The organism is Klebsiella michiganensis, assembly GCF_015139575.1.
In the GTDB taxonomy this organism is placed as follows: Bacteria; Pseudomonadota; Gammaproteobacteria; order Enterobacterales; family Enterobacteriaceae; genus Klebsiella; species Klebsiella michiganensis.
In genome coordinates this window covers 2,400,350-2,420,584 of sequence record NZ_AP022547.1, presented here as the reverse complement: position 1 = coordinate 2,420,584, position 20,235 = coordinate 2,400,350, and the positions used below count along the sequence as shown (strand labels likewise).

Here is a 20,235-nt window from a genome sequence, read left to right as displayed (position 1 = left end):
AGAGGGAGTCGCCAAATCAGCATGATGGTCTATGCTAAAAATGCCATGGATAACAACGGGGTGAAAAATGAGTAGCGAAATTATTGCCTGGGTCGTCACGGTTCGTTTTCACGAAGAGACGTTAACGGAAATTAACGAACTCAGTAATCACCTCACCCGCGCCGGATTTACCCTCGTCTTAAACGATGATGAAGGGAACGTCCACGAGCTCGGCACCAACACCTTCGGCCTGCTTTCCATGCAGAATGCCGAGGAAGTCAACGCCTTAAGCGCAGGTTTAGCCGAAACCGCGCTGGGAAGACCCGTCGACGTCACCGTGGTCACATTCAGCGAGTGGTTAAAAGCTCAATAAGTGCGATTGACGCAACGGAAAACGTCCAGTTGTGCGTCAGTTCGAGTTTTACGCCGGGTTTATGCGCTAACCTTATGAAATGTTGGAAAACATGGGGAGAGACGGCATGTGGCAAGCTATCAGCAATTTGTTACGCGATTTGCATACCGAAGCAGCTGAAATCGAACTGCGAAACGAACTACCCGGTGGAGAGATACACGCTGCCTGGCATTTACGCTATGGCGGGCGAGATTACTTCGTAAAATGCGACGAACGCGAGCTGTTACCCATCTTCACGGCCGAGGCTGACCAGCTTGAACTACTGTCGCGCAGTAAAACGGTGAACGTACCGCAGGTTTTTGCCGTGGGCAGCGATCGAGATTACAGCTTTCTGGTGATGGAATACCTCCCTCCTCGCCCGCTGGATGCGCACAACGCTTTCCTGTTAGGCCAGCAAATCGCCCATTTACATCAGTGGAGCGACCAACCGCAGTTTGGTCTGGATTTTGACAACGATCTCTCCACCACTCCCCAGCCGAACGCCTGGCAGCGTCGCTGGTCCACGTTCTTTGCCGAACAGCGTATCGGCTGGCAGCTGGAACTCGCCGCCGAGAAAGGCCTGCATTTTGGTGATATCGATCATCTTGTTGATATTGTTCAGCAACGGCTGAGCAGTCATCAGCCGCAGCCGTCGCTGCTTCACGGTGACTTATGGTCCGGTAACTGCGCGCTCGGGCCAAACGGGCCCTATATTTTCGACCCTGCCTGCTACTGGGGCGATCGCGAATGCGATTTGGCGATGCTCCCGCTGCATCCGGAACAGCCGCCGCAAATCTATGACGGCTATCAGTCCGTATCGCCGCTGCCGTCCGGCTTTCTCGAGCGGCAGCCCATCTACCAGCTCTATACGCTGCTGAATCGGGCGATTTTGTTTGGCGGACAGCATCTGGTGACGGCGCAGAAAGCGCTTGATGAGGTGTTCATGGATAAGGCCCCTTAAGGGGCCTTGTTTTTGAGGATTAGCTAATTTGTACGCCTTTCAGACGGAACTGAATGGTCATGGTAATGCCGGTTCCCGGTTTACCCGGTTCATAGCGCCATTTACGTAAAGCGTTTTTCACTTCACGCTCAAACATATTGGCAGGTTGTGCGGAGAGGATCTGCACGTTGTCCACGCGCCCGTCCGGCGTGACGTCAAACTTAACCCGCACGTTTCCTTCAATACGCAGCGCCTGGGCACGAGCCGGATAGCTCGGCTCTCCGCGGCTTAGCGCCCGCGGCCCGGAAGGCACCGTCACGGTGGGTTTAGCGGTCGCGGCTGAGGTGCTCGGCGCGGTGCGCGCCGGCGCCGTATTGGTATTTTCAAACGGCGAGGCCGGGCGCGTTTCCGCCGGTTTTACATCACGCTTCGGTTGTTCGACCTTTTTTTCCGGCTTCGGTTTAGGCTTTGGCTTCGGTTTTGGCTTTGGTTTATGGATAACAACCGGCGCCTCTTTTGGCGGTTCAGGCATCACTTCCGGTTCCGGTTCTGGCTCCGGTTCAACAACGGGCTCAACGACCGGCTGAGCCGCCTGAGGCGGTTCCAGATCTGCCGGGGCCACCATAGTGATTTCAATGGGCTGTGAGGGTGCCGGCCGTTCAATAACCTGATGTACCGAAGTATAGAGCAACCCCGCGATAACACTGCCGTGGATAACCACAGACAGTAGCGTAGGCCACGGAAAGCGGCGAGGTAAATCAAAGGTCATTGCGCTCATAGTCGTTTCTGTTGAAAAATGATGCCCCGATTTTAAATGCAAATAGCAATCATATTCAACTAGGGTTGTTGGCTTGTATCAAAATTTGCCCTGTTTTCTGACAAAAAGCCCCCGGGACGTGGCATTCTGAGGATCGTGATCATCTTTGCATTGCAGTCAACGACGGTTTCACTTAACGTGATTCGCCAATTTATTGATAAGGAGCCATGCCGTGCTTTACGTTATCTACGCTGAAGATATCGCCGACTCTCTGGAAAAACGGACATCGGTACGTCCCGCCCATCTGGCGCGTTTGCAATTATTACATGATGAAGGTCGTTTACTGACCGCCGGCCCAATGCCTGCCGTAGACAGTAATGAACCCGGCGCGGCGGGCTTCACCGGCTCAACGGTCATTGCGGAATTTGAATCGCTGGAAGCGGCGCAATCATGGGCCAATGACGATCCCTATATCGCCGCAGGGGTTTATCAGAAAGTCTCGGTGAAACCGTATAAAAAGGTGTTTTAGCATATAAAATGCTTAAGCAATAAGAACGCGGTTAAAATTTAATCTATGGCGATCGTTCATTAGAGGACGTTTCTAAGTACGCGTGTACGGAATGGTCGCCATCCTTATGTCTCTCCACTTCCCCGGTTCTGCATTCCGATCTTTTTAGGTCGCGCCCTGATGATAGCCATTTGCCGGCAGTGCATCAGCACCGCCGACTTTCTATGGTTAATTACCTGTTGGACTTCAGCGTTCCCTTAAGACCATGCGGTTCCGAGCGAAGATACTGCGGCGGAACGCTCACCTGAGCGCCCAGGGCTGCCGCGGCATGCCATGGCCAGTGCGGATTGTAGAGCACGGCGCGGGCAATGGCGATGAGGTCGGCGTCGCCATTTTGTAGCGCCTCTTCCGCCTGCTGCGCTTCCGTCACCAGACCCACACCGATCACCGGGATATTCACCTTCTCGCGGATTTCACGCGCGAACGGCAGCTGATAGCCGGGCCCCACCTGAATCGCCTGATGAGGCGACAGCCCGCCGCTGGAAACATGAATATAGTCGCAGCCAAGCGCCTCAAGCTGCTGGCTGAAGATAATCGATTGTGCGTTATCCCAGCCGCCATCCACCCAGTCTGTTGCTGAAAGTCGGACGCCCACCGCGATGTCCTGACTGACGGCCTCACGGATGGCCCGGAATATCTCTAGCGGAAAACGCAAACGGTTCTCCAGCGAGCCGCCGTATTCGTCGGTACGCTGGTTACTGAGCGGTGAAAGGAACTGGTGCAACAGGTAACCATGCGCGGCATGCAGTTCAATCAATTCAATACCCATCCGCTCAGCGCGTCTGGCGCTGTCTACGAATGACTGCTTGATGCGTTTCATGTGGTCCTGAGTAAGTTCAACCGGAGGTCGTTCACCTTCACCATAGGCCAGCGCTGATGGCGCAACCGTGTCCCATCCGCCAGAATCATGCGCCAGCTGGTGTCCCCCCAGCCAGGGGGCTGCTGAAGAGGCTTTTCGTCCGGCATGGCCCAGCTGGATACCGATGGGGATTGAAGCGTACTGGCGGATATCGTTCAGCACGGTGCGTAATGCGGCTTCCGTTTCGTCATTCCATAAGCCCAGATCAGCCGGGGTAATGCGTCCGGCGGGCTCTACAGCGCTGGCTTCGATAATCAGTAAGCCCGCGCCGGAAAAGGCCAGTTGTCCGAGATGGATACGATGCCATGCCGTCGCCTTGCCATTGTCGGCGGAGTACTGGCACATTGGCGCAATGACAATACGGTTCTCAAGTTCCAGCTTACCGATTCGCACCGGACTAAAAAGTTGACTCATAGATACCTCTCAATAATAGAAGCCTTAAGGACATTATAAGTAGCATGTGCTGATGCATGGCACTTCCCGTTTTTTGCGTTTATACGCGTTGGGCCAGTCTTATGAGGTATGGCGCGATGCAACTTCCTGCCCGCCGCTGCTGATGCAAACAATAACGCAAGAGCATGTGAGAAACCGTGTTTCGCCGGCAGAAGAAAGAGAGATGACAGTATAAGAATGTATGCTAAGAACGAAACGCTGAGAAAACAGAGGCACCGCGAGCGGTGCCTTTTGTTTCGACTCTCAACATTCAGAGAAGGTGAACAGCAGAGAGTGACGTTGCCGTTTAACCAGCTCCTTTCTGATGGAGAGGATGCGCATATTACGACGCGACTGGCCTTCCAGCCAGCGTGCTTTACGGCGACTCACCTGCCGAAGCATGCGCCAGCGCCCTACTTCCGTTCTACTACGCTTCATTGCAACTACTCTACAAGTAAAAACAGCCTGCATTATAGACCGATGAATCTGGCTAACCAACGCTTTCGCTGCGTTTTTATTTGCCAGATGGATGATGATGCGTAAACTCATGTCATCAAGTCATTCAAAAGGATTTTTCATCTATGACAACCTTTTACACGGTGGTGAACTGGCTGGTTATACTCGGTTACTGGCTACTTATCGCCGGTGTAACATTACGGATATTAATGAAAAGGCGCGCGGTCCCGTCAGCGATGGCATGGCTGCTTGTCATTTATATTCTTCCCCTGGTGGGCATTATCGCCTATCTCTCGTTTGGCGAACTGCATCTGGGTAAACGCCGCGCCGAACGCGCGCGGGCCATGTGGCCCTCAACGGCCAAGTGGTTAAAGGACCTTAAAGCCTGTAAGCATATCTTTGCCGAGGAGAATAGTCCGGTCGCGGAATCCTTGTTCAAGCTCTGCGAACGTCGGCAGGGCATTGGCGGCGTCAAAGGCAATCAGCTCCAGCTGCTCACCGAATCCGATGACGTCATGCAGGCGCTCATCCGCGATATCCAGCTCGCTCGTCACAATATTGAGATGGTGTTCTATATCTGGCAGCCCGGCGGCATGGCCGATCAGGTCGCCGAGTCATTGATGGCGGCGGCAAGGCGCGGCGTACACTGCCGGCTGATGCTCGACTCCGCCGGGAGCGTGGCGTTTTTCCGTAGTCCCTGGGCCGCCATGATGCGTAATGCCGGCATTGAAGTCGTCGAAGCCCTGAAGGTCAACCTGATGCGCGTCTTTCTGCGCCGTATGGACCTGCGTCAGCATCGTAAAATGGTCATGATCGATAACTATATTGCCTATACCGGCAGTATGAATCTGGTCGACCCGCGTTTCTTTAAGCAGGACTCCGGCGTTGGCCAGTGGATCGATCTGATGGCGCGAATGGAAGGTCCGGTAGCGACAGCGATGGGCATTGTCTACTCCTGCGACTGGGAGATTGAAACCGGCAAACGTATTTTGCCTCCGCCGCCGGACGCGAACATTATGCCGTTCGAAGAGGCCAGCGGGCACACGATTCACACTATCGCCTCGGGCCCGGGCTTTCCGGAAGATTTGATCCATCAGGCTCTGCTCACGGCCGCCTACGCGGCCAAAGAGCATTTGATCATGACGACCCCCTACTTTGTGCCCAGCGACGACCTTTTGCATGCCATCTGTACCGCCGCCCAGCGCGGCGTCGATGTCAGCATCATCCTGCCGCGCAAGAACGATTCTCTGCTGGTGGGCTGGGCCAGTCGCGCCTTCTTTACCGAGCTGCTGGCTGCCGGGGTAAAGATTTACCAGTTTGAAGGCGGTCTGCTGCATACTAAGAGCGTGCTGGTTGACGGCGAACTTAGCCTTGTGGGCACCGTTAACCTCGATATGCGCAGCCTGTGGCTCAACTTCGAGATTACGCTGGTGATTGACGATGCCGGATTTGGCAGCGATCTGGCCGCGGTGCAGGACGATTACATCTCCCGCTCGCGCCTGCTGGACGCCAGGCTGTGGTTAAAACGTCCGCTGTGGCAGCGGATCGCCGAGCGACTGTTTTACTTCTTCAGTCCGTTGCTGTAAAACGTGCCAATCAGATGTTTAATGGGTAGCAATCATGGATATGGATTTAAACAATCGCCTGACCGAAGACGAAACGCTTGAACAGGCTTACGACATTTTCCTCGAACTGGCCGTCGACAACCTCGATCCGGCGGATGTCATTCTGTTCAACCTGCAGTTTGAAGAACGCGGCGGCGCCGAGCTCTTCGATCCGGCGCCTGACTGGGAAGAGCACGTCGATTTTGACCTCAACCCTGACTTCTTTGCTGAAGTGGTCATTGGTCTGGCCGATGAAGATGGCGGCGAAATTAACGATATTTTTGCGCGCGTGCTGCTGTGCCGTGAAAAAGACCACAAGCTCTGTCATATCCTGTGGCGCGAATAAGCTCTTTCTTAAGCAAATAGCTTATATATAAAAGAAGAAGCCTGCCTGAGTTAACCAGGGCAGGCTTTTTAGTTATTCAGGCAGTTCGCTGCCGCAGGCGTTGCAGTAGCGAGCGTCTTTTTCATGAACGTTATGCTGGCAATGCGGACACTGGCGCTGAGTCCGGCGACTCTGAAATGCGGTGGTCATATGGCTGGTAATTAAGCCGGTGGGGATCGCAATAATCGAGTAGCCAATTAAGATAAGAATGGAGGCCAAAATTCGTCCCAGCGGCGTATGCGGCGTAATATCGCCATACCCTACCGTGGTTATCGTCACTATCGCCCAGTAAACCGACGCGTTCAGCGTAGTAAAACCGTATCGCGGCCCCTCAACCAGATACATCAGGGAGCCAAAGATCACCATGACGATGGCAATAAAAGAATAGAACAGGATCAGCTGGTGGCGAGCGCTGACGATAGCGGCCCAGAAAATATTCAACGACGGCATAAAGCGCAGCAGCTTAAGGATACGCAACGCGCGGATAGCGCGCATGGCCCGCCAGGCAAACACGTACTCAATACTGATCTCGGGCCACAGCCACATAACGTAAAGCGGTAAAATGGTGGCCAGGTCAATAATGCCCCAGAAGCTGAAAATATACTTTAGCGGATTCGGCCAGCTGATAATGCGCAGAAAATACTCAAAGGTAAAAACCGCCGTCACGACAAGTTCGAGCCAGACGAAAATATGCCATTCGTCTAAGGTCAGATGATATTGCGTTCCGAGCCCGGACTCGATAAATATCACCAGCACGCTAAGCAGGGCAAATACGCCGCAAAGTCCCTCGAAATGCCGACCGGATCGTCGGTTTTGATCGAAGAGTAAATGATACAGCCGCAGACGAGCGGCATGAATATGAAAAGCCACGTTAACCTCGCTAAAAAAAGGGCTGACTAACGTCAGCCCCTGAGATTATAACGGGTCCACCTTCAGGCAGGAAACCGCATGGCGGAAACTGCCCTCCAGCACCGGTCGCGTCTTAGCGCACTCCGGCCCGGCAATCGGGCATCTGGTGCGGAATACGCATCCCGACGGCGGGTTAATCGGCGATGGCAATTCCCCCTCCAGAAGCTGGATCGTTTTATTCTTTTCCTTATCAGGGTCCGGAACCGGCACCGCCGACATCAGCGCTTTGGTATAGGGATGCAGCGGATTATGATACACCTCATCATAGGTGCCGAGCTCCACGGCATGGCCAAGATACATCACCAGCACGCGATCGGAGATATGCTTCACGACCGCCAGATCGTGGGCGATAAAAATCAGCGACAGTCCCATTTCCCGCTGCAGCTGCTGCAGCAGATTCACTACCTGCGCCTGAATCGACACGTCCAGCGCTGACACCGGCTCATCGCAGATAATGAGCTTCGGTTCAAGAATTAGCGCGCGGGCGATACCGATACGCTGGCACTGGCCGCCGGAGAATTCATGCGGATAGCGGTTAATCAGGTTCGGCAGCAGCCCCACTTTCATCATCATCGCCTTAACGCGATCGCGAACTTCCTGGCGCGGCATTTTGGGATGATAGGTGCGCAGCGGCTCGGCGATGATTTCCCCGATAGTCATGCGCGGGTTTAGCGACGCCAGCGGATCCTGAAAGATCATCTGAATATCGCTGCGTACGTCGCGCCACTCGTCGGCCTTCATCCCCAGCAAATCTCTGCCTAACCAGGCGACTTTACCGTCGGTGGCCTTCACCAGACCGATGATGGCGCGCGCGAAGGTCGATTTTCCGCATCCGGACTCCCCGACCACGCCCAGCGTTTCCCCTTCATACAGACGCAGCGTTACGCCATCTACCGCTTTCAGCGTTTTCGACGGCTGCCAGAACCACTGTTTGCCGTCTTTAATATCAAAGTGTACTTTCAGATCGGCGATTTCGAGCAGGACTTTTCTTTGTTCCGTTACGGCGTTCATAGCAAATCCCCCACCGGTTGAAAGCAGGCGCGCAGGCGGCCCGGCGCAAACTCCTCCAGAGGCGGAGCGCTGTTGCAAATCTCCATCGCGTGCGGGCAACGCGGCTGGAATGGACAGCCTTTCGGCAGACGCAGCAGATTCGGCGGGTTGCCCGGAATCGTTAACAGGGCGTCGCCTTCTGCGTCCAGGCGCGGGACCGCATTGAGCAGGCCAATAGAATAAGGATGAGAGGGATGGTAGAAGACGTCGCGCGCCTGACCATATTCCATCGTGCGTCCGGCGTACATCACCAGCACCTTATCGCAGATCCCGGCGACGACGCCGAGATCGTGGGTAATCATAATGATCGCCGTATTGAACTCGCGCTTGAGCTCATTAAGCAATGTCATTATTTGCGCCTGCACGGTTACGTCCAGCGCCGTTGTCGGCTCATCGGCAATCAGCAGCTTAGGCCGGCACAGCAGCGCCATCGCAATCATGACGCGCTGGCGCATCCCGCCGGAAAACTCGTGCGGATACATTTTCATCCGTTTGCGCGCCTCGGGCATTTTGACCGCATCCAGCATTTTCACCGACTCTTCAAAGGCTTCGGCTTTGCTCAGCGCTTTATGCAGCATCAGGACTTCCATCAGCTGTTCGCCTACCCGCATATACGGATTAAGCGACGTCATCGGGTCCTGAAAAATCATTGAGATCTGCTCGGCGCGCAGCTTATTCAGCTCGCGCTCCGGGAGGTTAAGGATCTGCTTCCCGTTAAAGGTCGCTGACCCCCCAATACGGCCGTTGGCGGCCAGCAGGCCCATCAGCGCAAAAGCGGTTTGCGACTTACCGGAACCGGACTCGCCTACGATGCCTAAGGTTTCCCCGGCCCGTAGATTAAAATTGAGATCGTTGACCGCAGTCACATCACCATCGGGAGTCGCAAAGGTGACGCGGAGATCTTTCACATCCAGAAGCAATCCGGATTGTTGTGCTGCCTGCGGCGCTTTCGCCGTTTCCATCGTACTCATGTCGGCGCTCCTTAGCGGTCTTTCGGGTCGAGGGCATCACGCAGGCCATCGCCGATAAAGTTAAAACAAAACAGCGTTACCACCAGAAAACCGGCAGGAAACAGCAGCAGCCACGGCGACACTTCCATTGAGTTCGCGCCATCGCTGAGCAGCGCGCCCCAGCTACTTAACGGCTCCTGGGTACCCAGGCCGAGGAAGCTTAAGAAGGATTCAAACAGAATCATGCTCGGGACCAGCAGGGAGGCGTACACCACGACCACGCCAAGCACGTTAGGCACGATATGGCGGATAACGATATTGCCGGTTGAAACGCCGCCGACCTGCGCGGCTTCAATAAACTCTTTTCGCTTCAGGCTTAGGGTCTGACCGCGAACGATACGCGCCATATCCAGCCAGGAGACCATCCCAATGGCAACGAAAATCAGCAGGATATTCTGGCCAAAGAAGGTCACCAGCAGGATGACGAAGAACATAAACGGAAAGGAGTTGAGGATTTCCAGCAGGCGCATCATCACTGAATCCACCTTGCCGCCCAGATAGCCGGAAAGCGACCCGTAAAGCGTCCCCAGAATCACCGCCACCAGCGCTGCAGCCACGCCGACCATCAGCGAGATACGTCCGCCGATCGCCACCCGCACCAGCAGGTCGCGGCCCGAGGAGTCGGTCCCAAAGTAGTGTCCGGACTCCATATCCGGGGCGCTGGACATCATGCCCCAGTCGGTATCGTAATAGGAAAACTGCGATACCATCGGCGCGATGGTGACAAAGAGCGCAATGATCACCAGCACAATCAGGCTGGCAACCGCAGCACGGTTATGCATAAAGCGGCGGCGGGCGTCCTGCCAGAGGCTGCGCCCCTCGACTTCCAGCTTTTCACTGAAGTTTTCCAGCGCCTCGTTGTTTTTCTTACTTAACATCATGGCGAACCCCAGCGTTAGTAACGGATCTTCGGATCGATAACGGCATACAGCACGTCAACAATCGCATTAAAAAGAATGGTCAATGCGCCAACCAGAATGGTCAGACTAAGTACCAGCGAGTAGTCGCGGTTCAGCGCGCCGTTGACGAACAGTTGACCAATTCCCGGCAGGCCATAAATGGTTTCAATGACCATCGAGCCGGTAATAATGCCGACAAACGCGGGTCCCATATAGGAGAGCACCGGCAGCAGCGCGGGCTTTAACGCGTGACGCAGAATAATGCGGCGCATCGGTAAGCCTTTTGCCCGGGCGGTGCGAATGAAGTTAGAGTGCAGCACTTCGATCATCGAGCCGCGGGTAATACGCGCGATACTGGCGATATAGGCCAGGGAGAGGGCCACCATAGGCAAAATCATATATTGCAGCGCCCCGCCGTTCCATCCGCCGCCCGGCAGCCAGTGCAGCGTAATGGCAAATATCATGACCAGTAAGGGCGCGACCACGAAACTCGGTATCACAACCCCGGTCATTGCCACCCCCATTACGGCAAAGTCCCATTTCGTATTTTGCTTCAATGCCGCAATCACCCCGGCACTCACGCCAAGCACCACCGCGAGAAAAAATGCGGCGAAGCCTAATTTAGCGGACACCGGGAAGCTGGACGCCACCAGATCGTTGACCGAGTAATCTTTATATTTAAAGGAAGGACCGAAATCACCGTGCGCCAGCTGCTTCAGATAATTGAAGTACTGGGTCATGATGGGGTCATTTAAATGGTATTTTGCTTCAATATTCGCCATGACTTCTGGCGGCAGCGTGCGTTCACCGGTAAAGGGGCTTCCCGGCGCAAGACGCATCATGAAGAAAGAGATAGTAATAAGAATAAATAGCGTCGGAATCGCTTCCAGACAGCGACGTAAGATAAATTTTAACATTGCCCGTACCTTCTGGCGTGTGCCTTCAATAGTGCGATGAAATAAGACACCGTGAGGCAAGCGGTAACGCCTGCCCCACGTATTGCCATTAGTGCTTCACAATGTACATATTTCTTGTATACGTATTATCCAGCGGATCTTTGCCGGTATAGCCACCGACCCACGGTTTAACCAAACGGGCGTTGACATAATAGAAGACCGGTACGATGACGGAGTCTTTATCCAGCTGCTGCTCAGATTGCGCGTAAAGGTCCGCGCGTTTCGCGTCATCGCTGGTTTTCAGCGTTTCAGCGATAATCTTGTCGAAAGCCGGGCTCTTATAATGCGAGGTATTGTTTGAGCTGTCGCTCAGCATCGTATTAAGGAAGGAGGTCGGTTCGTTGTAGTCCGCACACCAGCCGGCGCGCGCAACATCAAAGGTGCCCTGATGGCGATTATCGAGGAAGGTTTTCCATTCCTGATTTTCCAGCTTCACGTTTACGCCGAGGTTTTTCTTCCAGATAGACGCCACCGCGATAGCCAGTTTTTTGTGCAGATCGGACGTGTTATAGAGCAGATTGAAAGTAAGCGGCTTATCAGCGCTATAGCCAGCTTCGGTCAGCAATTTTTTCGCTTCTTCATTACGTTTTTCCTGCGACCACTTGAACCATTCAGGCTCAATCAGCTTCATGCCATCGGTGTACGGCGGCGTATAGCTGTAGGCTGGCAGGTCGCCCTGATTCTTCACTTTATTGACAATAATGTCGCGATCCAGCGCCATCTTCAGCGCAGTACGCACGCGAACGTCGGTAAACGGCGCTTTCTGGTTATTGATTTCGTAATAATAAGTGCACAGATACGGATCGACGTGAACTTCTTTCGGGATCTCTTTTTTCAGTTTCTGGAACAGTTCGATCGGCATGTTGTTATAGGTCATATCGATTTCGCCGCTGCGGTAGCGGTTGACGTCGGTGACTTCAGAAGAAATCGGCAGGAAGGTGACCTGATTAATCACGGTTTTGGCGTTATCCCAGTAGTTGGTATTACGCTCCAGAACAATGCGTTCGTTAACAACCCAATCTTTTAATTTATACGCACCATTGCTGACTATATTGGCCGGCTGGGTCCATTTGTCACCAAATTTCTCAATAGCGGATTTAGGTACGGGTGAAACGGATGGGTGAACGAGCAGTTTGTAGAAATACGGCACCGGCTCGCTGAGGGTCACTTCAAAGGTATGATCGTCCAGCGCTTTTACGCCCAGATCGGTCGCGGGTTTTTTCCCGGCGATAATGTCATCAACATTGGCTAAATGGCCATACTGCAGATAGCTTGCATAAGGAGACGCGGTTTTCGGATCCGCCAGACGCTGCCAGCTATAAACGAAATCTTGTGCCGTGACCGGCGTGCCGTCGGACCACTTTGCATCTTTACGCAGATGGAAGGTCCAGACTTTAAAATCTTTGTTGTCCCATTTTTCCGCAACGCCCGCGACCGGATGGCCGTCCAGGTCGCTCACCAGCAGCCCTTCAAACAAATCGCGGTTAATATTGGACTCCGGCACGCCTTCAATTTTGTGCGGATCGAGAGACTGCACTTCGGAGCCATTGTTACGTACCAGCGTTTGTTTGTCCGCCAGCTGTACCCCTGCCGGTACATCTGCCGCAACGGCGGCGTTGATGGTCATTAACGCAGAGAGGACTCCTGCGGCAACCAGGCTTTTTTTCGTGATGATGGTCATGTGTTTGTTACTCCAATCATTATAATTACTGGCTATTTAACCAGCCTGTTTTCTCTTTTCTGGATTCTGAACAGTGCAGGAGTTTATGCTGCTGTCAGAGAGTACTGCTTGCTATCACCGACTTATTTATTACGACCGCTCAAACGGCAGTCTTGACGTCGATTCTTGCCCCCCTGTCCGGGGGTGATGTAGTCCCGATGGGCTATATAATAAAAATTCTCATTTGCGTACATATTCCGCTAAAGATCACGCCGGAAAGTACCAAAACGCTTTATTGTCCGCCAATGCAATTTGCAAATATGTTACCGGATTCTCTTTTGTGGCCTTCTGGCGGCGAAGATTTATCACCCGTCGCGCATGCCAGAAATGATTAATATTCTATTTATCAATCAATTAGTATAAATCTCTCGCGCGATGTGCCCTGCATCGCCGAATAGATGCTTTTTTGTACGAAAAATTAACAATCGCTTATTATTTAGCACATTCATCTGCTTCATGAGTGAAATTACTAATATCATTTCGATTATCAGACGGCAAGCACCAGAGAATGGTGTGAGGAAAATAACAGTGATTAATGTGGGTAAAAGGCCGCACTCGTGGCAAATGAAATGGATAACTTATTGATAATAAATAACAATATCAAAACATTAGAAAATAGTATTGCAGGTCGATAAATCACTTTTTTTGATATGTTTTGCTGATAATGCGCAAACGCGGAACACGTTGTTCCGCGCGGCAACACAGGTTAATTCACAAGGCCAGGAAAGAGCGCCTTTATTCCGGTAACGATGAACTCGATGCCGAGAGCCATCAGCAACAGCCCCATAATACGGGTAATCACGTTAATGCCGGTTTGCCCAAGCAGGCGAACCAGCCAGGGGGCCATACGGAAAATGCCCCAGCAGCACAGCGCGAAAAGCGCAATCGCAACTGAAAATCCCACAAAATGGGCGATGCTATGGTAACGCGTGCCCCAGACAATGGTTGAACTGATGGCCCCGGGTCCCGCCATCAGGGGCAGCGCCAGCGGCACGACGCCGATACTTTCACGAATGGCCGTTTCTGATTTTTCTTGCTTGTTCTGTTTATCCTCGCCGAGCTTGCCGCTGATCATCGACATGGCGATGGTGACCACCAGAATCCCACCCGCAATACGGAAGGAGTCAATAGAAATACCGAAGATCTGGAGGATCGCATCGCCTAAAAACAGCGACGTGAGCAAGATGATGGCGACCGACAGGTTGGCTGTCAGATTGGTTTTATTACGCACCGCCGCCGTCTGGTAGCTGGTCATACTGATAAAAACCGGGATAATGCCAACCGGGTTTACCAGCGCAAATAGCCCAATGAAAAATTTAAAGTAGGCTGAAAAATCAAACAATGATTGAATCACAGGGTGCTCCGCAGCATCATTAAAAATGGCTGTTGACAGTTACCAGCATAAAATATCCGCGAGAAGATACGCTGTTTGAAAGCATAATTCATCCCTGTTGACGCATAAGTGCATAATTTAAGCTCGGATGTTAGTTATTTGTTTCTGCAATGCTATTTAAGTCTTTAATTAGCATACCGTATCATTACACTTGATCAAACAGGTCAAAAAATGAACTGCTGAAAGGTATCAGCTTGGCTGATTATTGATTTAGATCACATAAATTGTACTCAGAAGTGAGTAACCTTGTTTACACACAGAAGAGGAGGCAAAGCAGCGGTACCTGAAAGAAAAAACAAAAGCTTTTTTAGTCAATCGGTGAAGTCAGAAGCACAAAATTCTTTACGTTAACATTTAAATGCAAGCCGTTAACACACTGTCTATACTGTCGAATCGAGCTACTGATTCACTAAAAAAGTTTAACATTATCAGGAGAGCATTATGGCTGTTACTAATGTCGCTGAACTTAACGCACTCGTCGAGCGCGTAAAAAAAGCCCAGCGTGAATATGCCAGTTTCACTCAAGAACAAGTAGACAAAATCTTCCGCGCCGCCGCTCTGGCCGCTGCAGATGCTCGAATCCCTCTCGCCAAGATGGCCGTTGCCGAATCCGGCATGGGCATCGTCGAAGATAAAGTGATCAAAAACCACTTTGCTTCCGAATACATTTATAACGCCTATAAAGATGAAAAGACCTGCGGTGTCCTGTCTGAAGATGACACCTTCGGTACCATCACCATCGCTGAGCCGATTGGTATTATCTGCGGTATCGTCCCGACCACTAACCCAACTTCAACCGCTATCTTTAAATCTCTGATTAGCCTGAAGACCCGTAACGCCATCATCTTCTCTCCGCATCCGCGTGCTAAAGATGCGACCAACAAAGCGGCTGATATCGTACTGCAGGCAGCTATCGCAGCCGGTGCGCCGAAAGATCTGATTGGTTGGATTGACCAGCCTTCCGTTGAACTGTCAAATGCGCTGATGCACCATCCGGATATCAACCTGATCCTTGCGACCGGCGGTCCGGGCATGGTTAAAGCGGCGTACAGCTCCGGTAAACCTGCCATCGGCGTAGGCGCAGGTAACACGCCTGTTGTTATCGATGAAACGGCTGATATCAAGCGTGCCGTTGCTTCCGTCCTGATGTCTAAAACCTTCGATAACGGCGTTATCTGTGCTTCTGAGCAATCCGTTGTGGTTGTGGATTCCGTATACGATGCCGTTCGCGAACGTTTCTCCAGCCACGGCGGCTATCTGCTGCAGGGCCAGGAGCTGAAGGCTGTTCAGAATATCATCCTGAAAAACGGCGCCCTGAACGCCGCGATCGTAGGTCAACCGGCGTATAAAATCGCTGAACTGGCCGGCTTCACCGTCCCTGTTTCCACCAAAATTCTGATTGGTGAAGTCACCGACGTTGATGAAAGCGAACCGTTTGCCCACGAAAAACTGTCTCCGACGCTGGCAATGTACCGTGCGAAGAACTTCGAAGACGCGGTTGATAAAGCTGAAAAACTGGTGGCAATGGGCGGTATCGGTCATACCTCTTGCCTGTATACCGACCAGGACAACCAGCCAGAACGCGTTGCTTACTTCGGTCAGCTGATGAAAACCGCACGTATCCTGATCAACACCCCTGCTTCTCAGGGTGGTATCGGTGACCTGTATAACTTCAAACTCGCACCTTCCCTGACTCTGGGTTGTGGTTCATGGGGTGGTAACTCCATCTCTGAAAACGTTGGTCCTAAGCACCTGATCAACAAGAAAACCGTTGCTAAGCGAGCTGAAAACATGTTGTGGCACAAACTTCCGAAATCTATCTACTTCCGTCGTGGCTCACTGCCAATCGCGCTGGATGAAGTGATTACTGATGGTCACAAACGCGCGCTGATCGTGACCGACCGCTTCCTGTTCAACAACGGCTATGCTGACCAGATCACCTCTGTGCTGAAAGCGGCTGGCGTTGAAACTGAAGTTTTCTTTGAAGTAGAAGCTGACCCGACGCTGACCATCGTCCGTAAAGGCGCTGAGCTGGCGAACTCGTTCAAACCAGACGTGATTATCGCGCTGGGCGGCGGTTCCCCGATGGATGCGGCGAAAATCATGTGGGTTATGTACGAGCACCCGGAAACCCACTTCGAAGAACTGGCGCTGCGCTTTATGGATATCCGTAAACGTATCTACAAGTTCCCGAAAATGGGCGTGAAAGCCAAAATGGTCGCCATCACCACGACTTCCGGTACCGGTTCTGAAGTTACGCCGTTCGCCGTTGTTACCGATGACGCAACCGGTCAGAAATACCCGCTGGCAGACTATGCCCTGACTCCGGATATGGCGATTGTTGATGCCAACCTGGTCATGGAAATGCCGAAGTCACTGTGTGCTTTCGGTGGTCTGGATGCGGTGACCCATGCCCTGGAAGCTTACGTTTCCGTACTGGCTTCCGAGTTCTCTGACGGCCAGGCGCTGCAGGCTCTGAAACTGCTGAAAGAAAACCTGCCAGCGTCCTACCACGAAGGTTCTAAGAACCCGGTAGCGCGTGAGCGTGTGCACAGTGCTGCGACCATCGCCGGTATCGCGTTTGCGAACGCCTTCCTCGGGGTATGTCACTCAATGGCGCACAAGCTGGGTTCTCAGTTCCACATTCCTCACGGTCTGGCGAACGCCCTGCTGATCAGCAACGTTATTCGCTATAACGCGAACGATAACCCGACTAAACAGACAGCATTCAGCCAGTACGACCGCCCACAGGCACGTCGTCGCTACGCTGAAATCGCGGACCATCTGGGTCTGACTGCACCGGGTGACCGTACCGCAGCGAAAATCGAAAAACTGCTTGGCTGGTTGGACGAAATCAAAGCTGAGCTGGGTATTCCTAAGTCTATCCGCGAAGCTGGCGTGCAGGAAGCCGACTTCCTGGCCCACGTTGACAAGCTGTCTGAAGACGCATTTGACGACCAGTGCACCGGCGCTAACCCGCGCTACCCGCTGATCGCCGAGCTGAAGCAGATTCTGCTGGATACCTTCTACGGACGTAATTACGTTGAAGGCGGCGTGGAAGAGAAAAAAGAAGCCGCGCCGGCTAAAGCTGAGAAGAAAGCGAAAAAATCCGCTTAATTCCACAGCCGTAAAGTCAGTAACGCTGAGCCCCATCTTTTGATGGGGCTTTTTTGTCTCTGTCGTTCAGCAGCCGACAAAACGCCTCAGACAGCCGAAACGTATAATCATGTGCCAAAGCTTAGTAAATGAAAAAAGGCGCTGTAAAAGCGCCTGAGACGATTTAAAGGGTGGGTATTAGCAGCTGCGCTGTTTGTTCTGCACCGCGGTCAGAGAGCCTTCGCTCAGCGCCTCTTTATAATGTTTACGGCATACGGATACATAGCGCTCATTACCGCCAATCACCACCTGTTCCCCCTCATTGTACGGCCTACCTTCCTGATCGAGGCGCAAAACCATACTCGCCTTACGGCCGCAGAAACAGATAGTTTTTAATTCAACCAGCTTATCGGACCACGCGAGCAAATATTGACTGCCCGTAAAAAGTTCGCCGCGAAAATCTGTCCGCAATCCATAGCACAATACGGGAATATCGAGCTGGTCCACCACCTCGGACAGCTCGCGCACCTGCTCCCGGGTTAAGAACTGGCTCTCATCAACTAATACGCAGTGGATGGGTTGACGCTTATGTTCGTCTGCAATGTCGGTAAATAACGCAGTTTGGGTATTATACAACCGCGCCGGCGATGAGAGACCGATCCTCGAACTCACTTTCCCTGAACCAAAGCGGTCATCAATCTCTGCCGTATAAACCACCGTGCGCATCCCTCGCTCCTGGTAATTGTATGATGACTGCAACAGAGCGGTGGACTTGCCTGCGTTCATTGCTGAATAGTAGAAATAAAGTTGTGCCATCGGCCGCGTAACCCCAATCAATGTGTTTTTTAGCAGTAAAATTGTATCATATATTCACACGCTATCAGCCCTCGCCGTGTGGGTATTGCCGGGAACGTTCACTCGCCGGAGACCTGAAAGATTAAGCCTGTTAATTGAATGGTAATGCCTGCTATTCGTACGACCCAGGCGGCCACGCAGACGTCACTATTGCCCTTTTGTGCTTATCAGCCATTTTCGGATAGCTATAACCGCGCTGGACAAGTGTTTTATATTAAACATCATCGTCGCTGCTGCGCTAATACCCACAATGATATTTATCCATGCAAAGTATAATTTTTCCCACTGCGCATCGGAAAAAGCATACTATCTCAGGGTTTTAGCTTATCCTCTCCATCATCCTATAAGCGAAAAAGATGTGAACCCGCACATAAAATTTAAGTTAAATGAATTAATTCCCGAGACAAATAACAAGTTATTTTGACTTCCTTACATTCTCCCCTATTGCACATCTGAATTTATCGCTCTATTATTAGTCCAACAAACCACCCCACAATATAAGTTTGAGATTACTACAATGAGCGAAGCACTTAAAATTTTGAACAACATCCGTACTCTTCGTGCGCAGGCAAGAGAATGCACCCTTGAAACGCTCGAAGAAATGCTGGAAAAATTAGAAGTTGTCGTTAACGAACGTCGTGAAGAAGAAAGCGCTGCGGCTGCGGAAATTGAAGAACGCACTCGTAAACTGCAGCAATACCGTGAAATGCTGATCGCTGACGGTATTGATCCTAATGAACTGCTGAGCACCATGGCGGCAGTTAAAGCGGGAACTAAAACCAAGCGCGCTGCACGTCCGGCTAAATACAGCTACGTTGACGAAAATGGCGAAACTAAAACCTGGACTGGTCAGGGTCGTACTCCGGCAGTGATCAAGAAAGCGATGGATGAGCAAGGTAAATCCCTGGACGATTTCCTGCTGTAATAAGCCATCCTGTTCGTTTAAAAATCCCGCTGCGGCGGGATTTTTTTTATCCGTTATTCGGGACCGGTTCCGGGCGGGCATAAAAAAACCGGGAAACGAATCTCGCTCCCGGTTTCGCATTCTGCCGCGAACGATTACTTCGCTACGGCTTTATCCAGCCAGGCTTTAAATTCAGCGCCCAGGGACTTGTGGCGTACGCCATATTCAACAAAAGCCTGCATATAACCCAGCTTATTACCGCAGTCGTGGCTCTTGCCTTTCATATGATAGGCTTCTACCGTTTCTTTTTCGATCAGCATATCGATGGCGTCGGTCAGCTGAATCTCATCACCGGCTCCCGGAGGGGTTTTCGCCAGCAGTGGCCAAATATCCGCGCTCAGCACGTAACGACCGACAACCGCCAGATTAGAAGGCGCTACGTCCGCTTTCGGTTTCTCGACGACACCAACCATCGGTACGCTCTCACCCGGCTGCAGGGCCAGGCCCTTGCAATCGACAACGCCGTATGCGGTAACGTCAGCAACCGGTTCAACCATGATCTGGCTTGCGCCGGTCTCATCGAAACGAGCGATCATTTCGGCCAGGTTGTCGCGAGACAGATCGGATTCATATTCATCAAGGATAACGTCCGGTAAAATAACCGCGACCGGCTCATCACCCACTACCGGGTGCGCGCAAAGCACAGCGTGGCCCAGACCTTTAGCCAGCCCCTGACGGACTTGCATAATAGTCACGTGCGGCGGACAAATAGATTGGACTTCTTCCAGCAGCTGGCGTTTTACGCGTTTTTCCAGCATCGCTTCCAGTTCAAAACTGGTATCGAAATGGTTTTCAATCGAGTTTTTCGAAGAGTGCGTAACCAGAACAATTTCAGTAATCCCGGCGGCAATACATTCGTTAACAACATATTGAATTAATGGCTTATCTACCAGCGGCAGCATTTCTTTCGGAATAGCCTTAGTAGCGGGCAACATCCTGGTGCCTAATCCCGCAACCGGGATGACAGCTTTTCTTACTTTTGAATTAAGCGCAGCCATTGAAATCTCCTGGA

General features: G+C 52.2%; 19 protein-coding genes. 7 read left to right on the top strand and 12 right to left on the bottom strand.

Annotation, left to right across the window (positions count from 1 at the left end; genetic code table 11):
• Positions 1-67: 67 nt before the first annotated feature.
• Both ghoS and JLG71_RS11380 read left to right on the top strand, forming a co-directional pair.
• Positions 68-352 (top strand): type V toxin-antitoxin system endoribonuclease antitoxin GhoS, encoded by a 285-nt coding sequence (gene ghoS, locus JLG71_RS11385; protein WP_009653733.1) that lies wholly within the window; start codon positions 68-70, stop codon positions 350-352.
• A gap of 106 nt (positions 353-458) precedes the next feature.
• Positions 459-1,331: a fructosamine kinase family protein gene (locus JLG71_RS11380; RefSeq protein ID WP_004851808.1), complete on the top strand. Its 873-nt coding sequence runs from the start codon at positions 459-461 to the stop codon at positions 1,329-1,331.
• 19 nt (positions 1,332-1,350) lie between these two features.
• Here the strand turns inward: JLG71_RS11380 and tonB are convergent, their stop codons facing one another.
• The gene (gene tonB, locus JLG71_RS11375) at positions 1,351-2,088 is read right to left on the bottom strand and encodes a TonB system transport protein TonB (protein WP_200914215.1); all 738 of its coding nucleotides are present in this window, start codon (positions 2,086-2,088) and stop codon (positions 1,351-1,353) included.
• Positions 2,089-2,299: 211 nt separating this feature from the next.
• Here tonB and JLG71_RS11370 point away from each other — a divergent pair, with 211 nt between their 5' ends.
• Positions 2,300-2,596: a YciI family protein gene (locus JLG71_RS11370; protein ID WP_004103089.1), complete on the top strand. Its 297-nt coding sequence runs from the start codon at positions 2,300-2,302 to the stop codon at positions 2,594-2,596.
• Positions 2,597-2,807: 211 nt separating this feature from the next.
• On the opposite strand, the gene JLG71_RS11365 is transcribed toward JLG71_RS11370, so the two are convergent.
• Together JLG71_RS11365 and JLG71_RS11360 are read right to left on the bottom strand one after the other, a co-directional pair.
• Positions 2,808-3,908, bottom strand: a complete 1,101-nt coding sequence (locus tag JLG71_RS11365; protein ID WP_025108230.1) for an NADH:flavin oxidoreductase/NADH oxidase — start codon at positions 3,906-3,908, stop codon at positions 2,808-2,810.
• 282 nt (positions 3,909-4,190) lie between these two features.
• Positions 4,191-4,364, bottom strand: coding sequence for a YciY family protein (locus JLG71_RS11360; protein WP_004851815.1), 174 nt, complete (start codon positions 4,362-4,364; stop codon positions 4,191-4,193).
• Between the two features lie 143 nt (positions 4,365-4,507).
• Between JLG71_RS11360 and cls the strand changes: the two genes are divergently transcribed.
• Positions 4,508-5,968 carry a cardiolipin synthase gene (gene cls, locus JLG71_RS11355; RefSeq protein ID WP_009653730.1) on the top strand — a complete coding sequence of 487 codons (1,461 nt, stop codon included), beginning with the start codon at positions 4,508-4,510 and terminating at the stop codon, positions 5,966-5,968.
• 34 nt (positions 5,969-6,002) lie between these two features.
• Positions 6,003-6,332 carry an HI1450 family dsDNA-mimic protein gene (locus tag JLG71_RS11350; protein WP_004103097.1) on the top strand — a complete coding sequence of 110 codons (330 nt, stop codon included), beginning with the start codon at positions 6,003-6,005 and terminating at the stop codon, positions 6,330-6,332.
• Positions 6,333-6,404: 72 nt separating this feature from the next.
• Here the strand turns inward: JLG71_RS11350 and JLG71_RS11345 are convergent, their stop codons facing one another.
• From JLG71_RS11345 to JLG71_RS11315, 7 genes are all read right to left on the bottom strand, one after another.
• Complete coding sequence (locus tag JLG71_RS11345; protein ID WP_004851820.1) at positions 6,405-7,241, bottom strand: ion transporter; 837 nt, start codon at positions 7,239-7,241, stop codon at positions 6,405-6,407.
• A gap of 45 nt (positions 7,242-7,286) precedes the next feature.
• Positions 7,287-8,291, bottom strand: coding sequence for a murein tripeptide/oligopeptide ABC transporter ATP-binding protein OppF (oppF, locus tag JLG71_RS11340; protein ID WP_004851821.1), 1,005 nt, complete (start codon positions 8,289-8,291; stop codon positions 7,287-7,289).
• Positions 8,288-9,301 carry an ABC transporter ATP-binding protein gene (gene oppD, locus JLG71_RS11335; RefSeq protein ID WP_004851823.1) on the bottom strand — a complete coding sequence of 338 codons (1,014 nt, stop codon included), beginning with the start codon at positions 9,299-9,301 and terminating at the stop codon, positions 8,288-8,290. The genes oppF and oppD overlap by 4 nt, the downstream gene beginning before the upstream one ends.
• Before the next feature lie 11 nt (positions 9,302-9,312).
• Positions 9,313-10,221, bottom strand: coding sequence for an oligopeptide ABC transporter permease OppC (oppC, locus tag JLG71_RS11330; RefSeq protein WP_004121697.1), 909 nt, complete (start codon positions 10,219-10,221; stop codon positions 9,313-9,315).
• A gap of 14 nt (positions 10,222-10,235) precedes the next feature.
• A complete protein-coding gene (gene oppB, locus JLG71_RS11325; protein ID WP_004851825.1) occupies positions 10,236-11,156 on the bottom strand; it encodes an oligopeptide ABC transporter permease OppB in 921 nt (306 codons plus the stop codon).
• A gap of 88 nt (positions 11,157-11,244) precedes the next feature.
• Positions 11,245-12,876 carry an oligopeptide ABC transporter substrate-binding protein OppA gene (gene oppA, locus JLG71_RS11320; RefSeq protein WP_025108232.1) on the bottom strand — a complete coding sequence of 544 codons (1,632 nt, stop codon included), beginning with the start codon at positions 12,874-12,876 and terminating at the stop codon, positions 11,245-11,247.
• Positions 12,877-13,621: 745 nt separating this feature from the next.
• Positions 13,622-14,269 carry a YchE family NAAT transporter gene (locus tag JLG71_RS11315; protein ID WP_004851832.1) on the bottom strand — a complete coding sequence of 216 codons (648 nt, stop codon included), beginning with the start codon at positions 14,267-14,269 and terminating at the stop codon, positions 13,622-13,624.
• Between the two features lie 480 nt (positions 14,270-14,749).
• Between JLG71_RS11315 and adhE the strand changes: the two genes are divergently transcribed.
• Positions 14,750-17,425, top strand: a complete 2,676-nt coding sequence (adhE, locus tag JLG71_RS11310; RefSeq protein ID WP_004132197.1) for a bifunctional acetaldehyde-CoA/alcohol dehydrogenase — start codon at positions 14,750-14,752, stop codon at positions 17,423-17,425.
• A 177-nt stretch (positions 17,426-17,602) separates the two neighbouring features.
• Here the strand turns inward: adhE and tdk are convergent, their stop codons facing one another.
• Positions 17,603-18,220 carry a thymidine kinase gene (tdk, locus tag JLG71_RS11305; protein WP_025108233.1) on the bottom strand — a complete coding sequence of 206 codons (618 nt, stop codon included), beginning with the start codon at positions 18,218-18,220 and terminating at the stop codon, positions 17,603-17,605.
• A 556-nt stretch (positions 18,221-18,776) separates the two neighbouring features.
• Here tdk and hns point away from each other — a divergent pair.
• On the top strand, positions 18,777-19,184 hold the full coding sequence (gene hns / locus JLG71_RS11300) for a histone-like nucleoid-structuring protein H-NS (RefSeq protein WP_004121719.1): 408 nt from the start codon (positions 18,777-18,779) through the stop codon (positions 19,182-19,184).
• A gap of 134 nt (positions 19,185-19,318) precedes the next feature.
• On the opposite strand, the gene galU is transcribed toward hns, so the two are convergent.
• On the bottom strand, positions 19,319-20,221 hold the full coding sequence (gene galU / locus JLG71_RS11295) for a UTP--glucose-1-phosphate uridylyltransferase GalU (protein ID WP_004851836.1): 903 nt from the start codon (positions 20,219-20,221) through the stop codon (positions 19,319-19,321).
• Positions 20,222-20,235 lie beyond the last annotated feature (14 nt).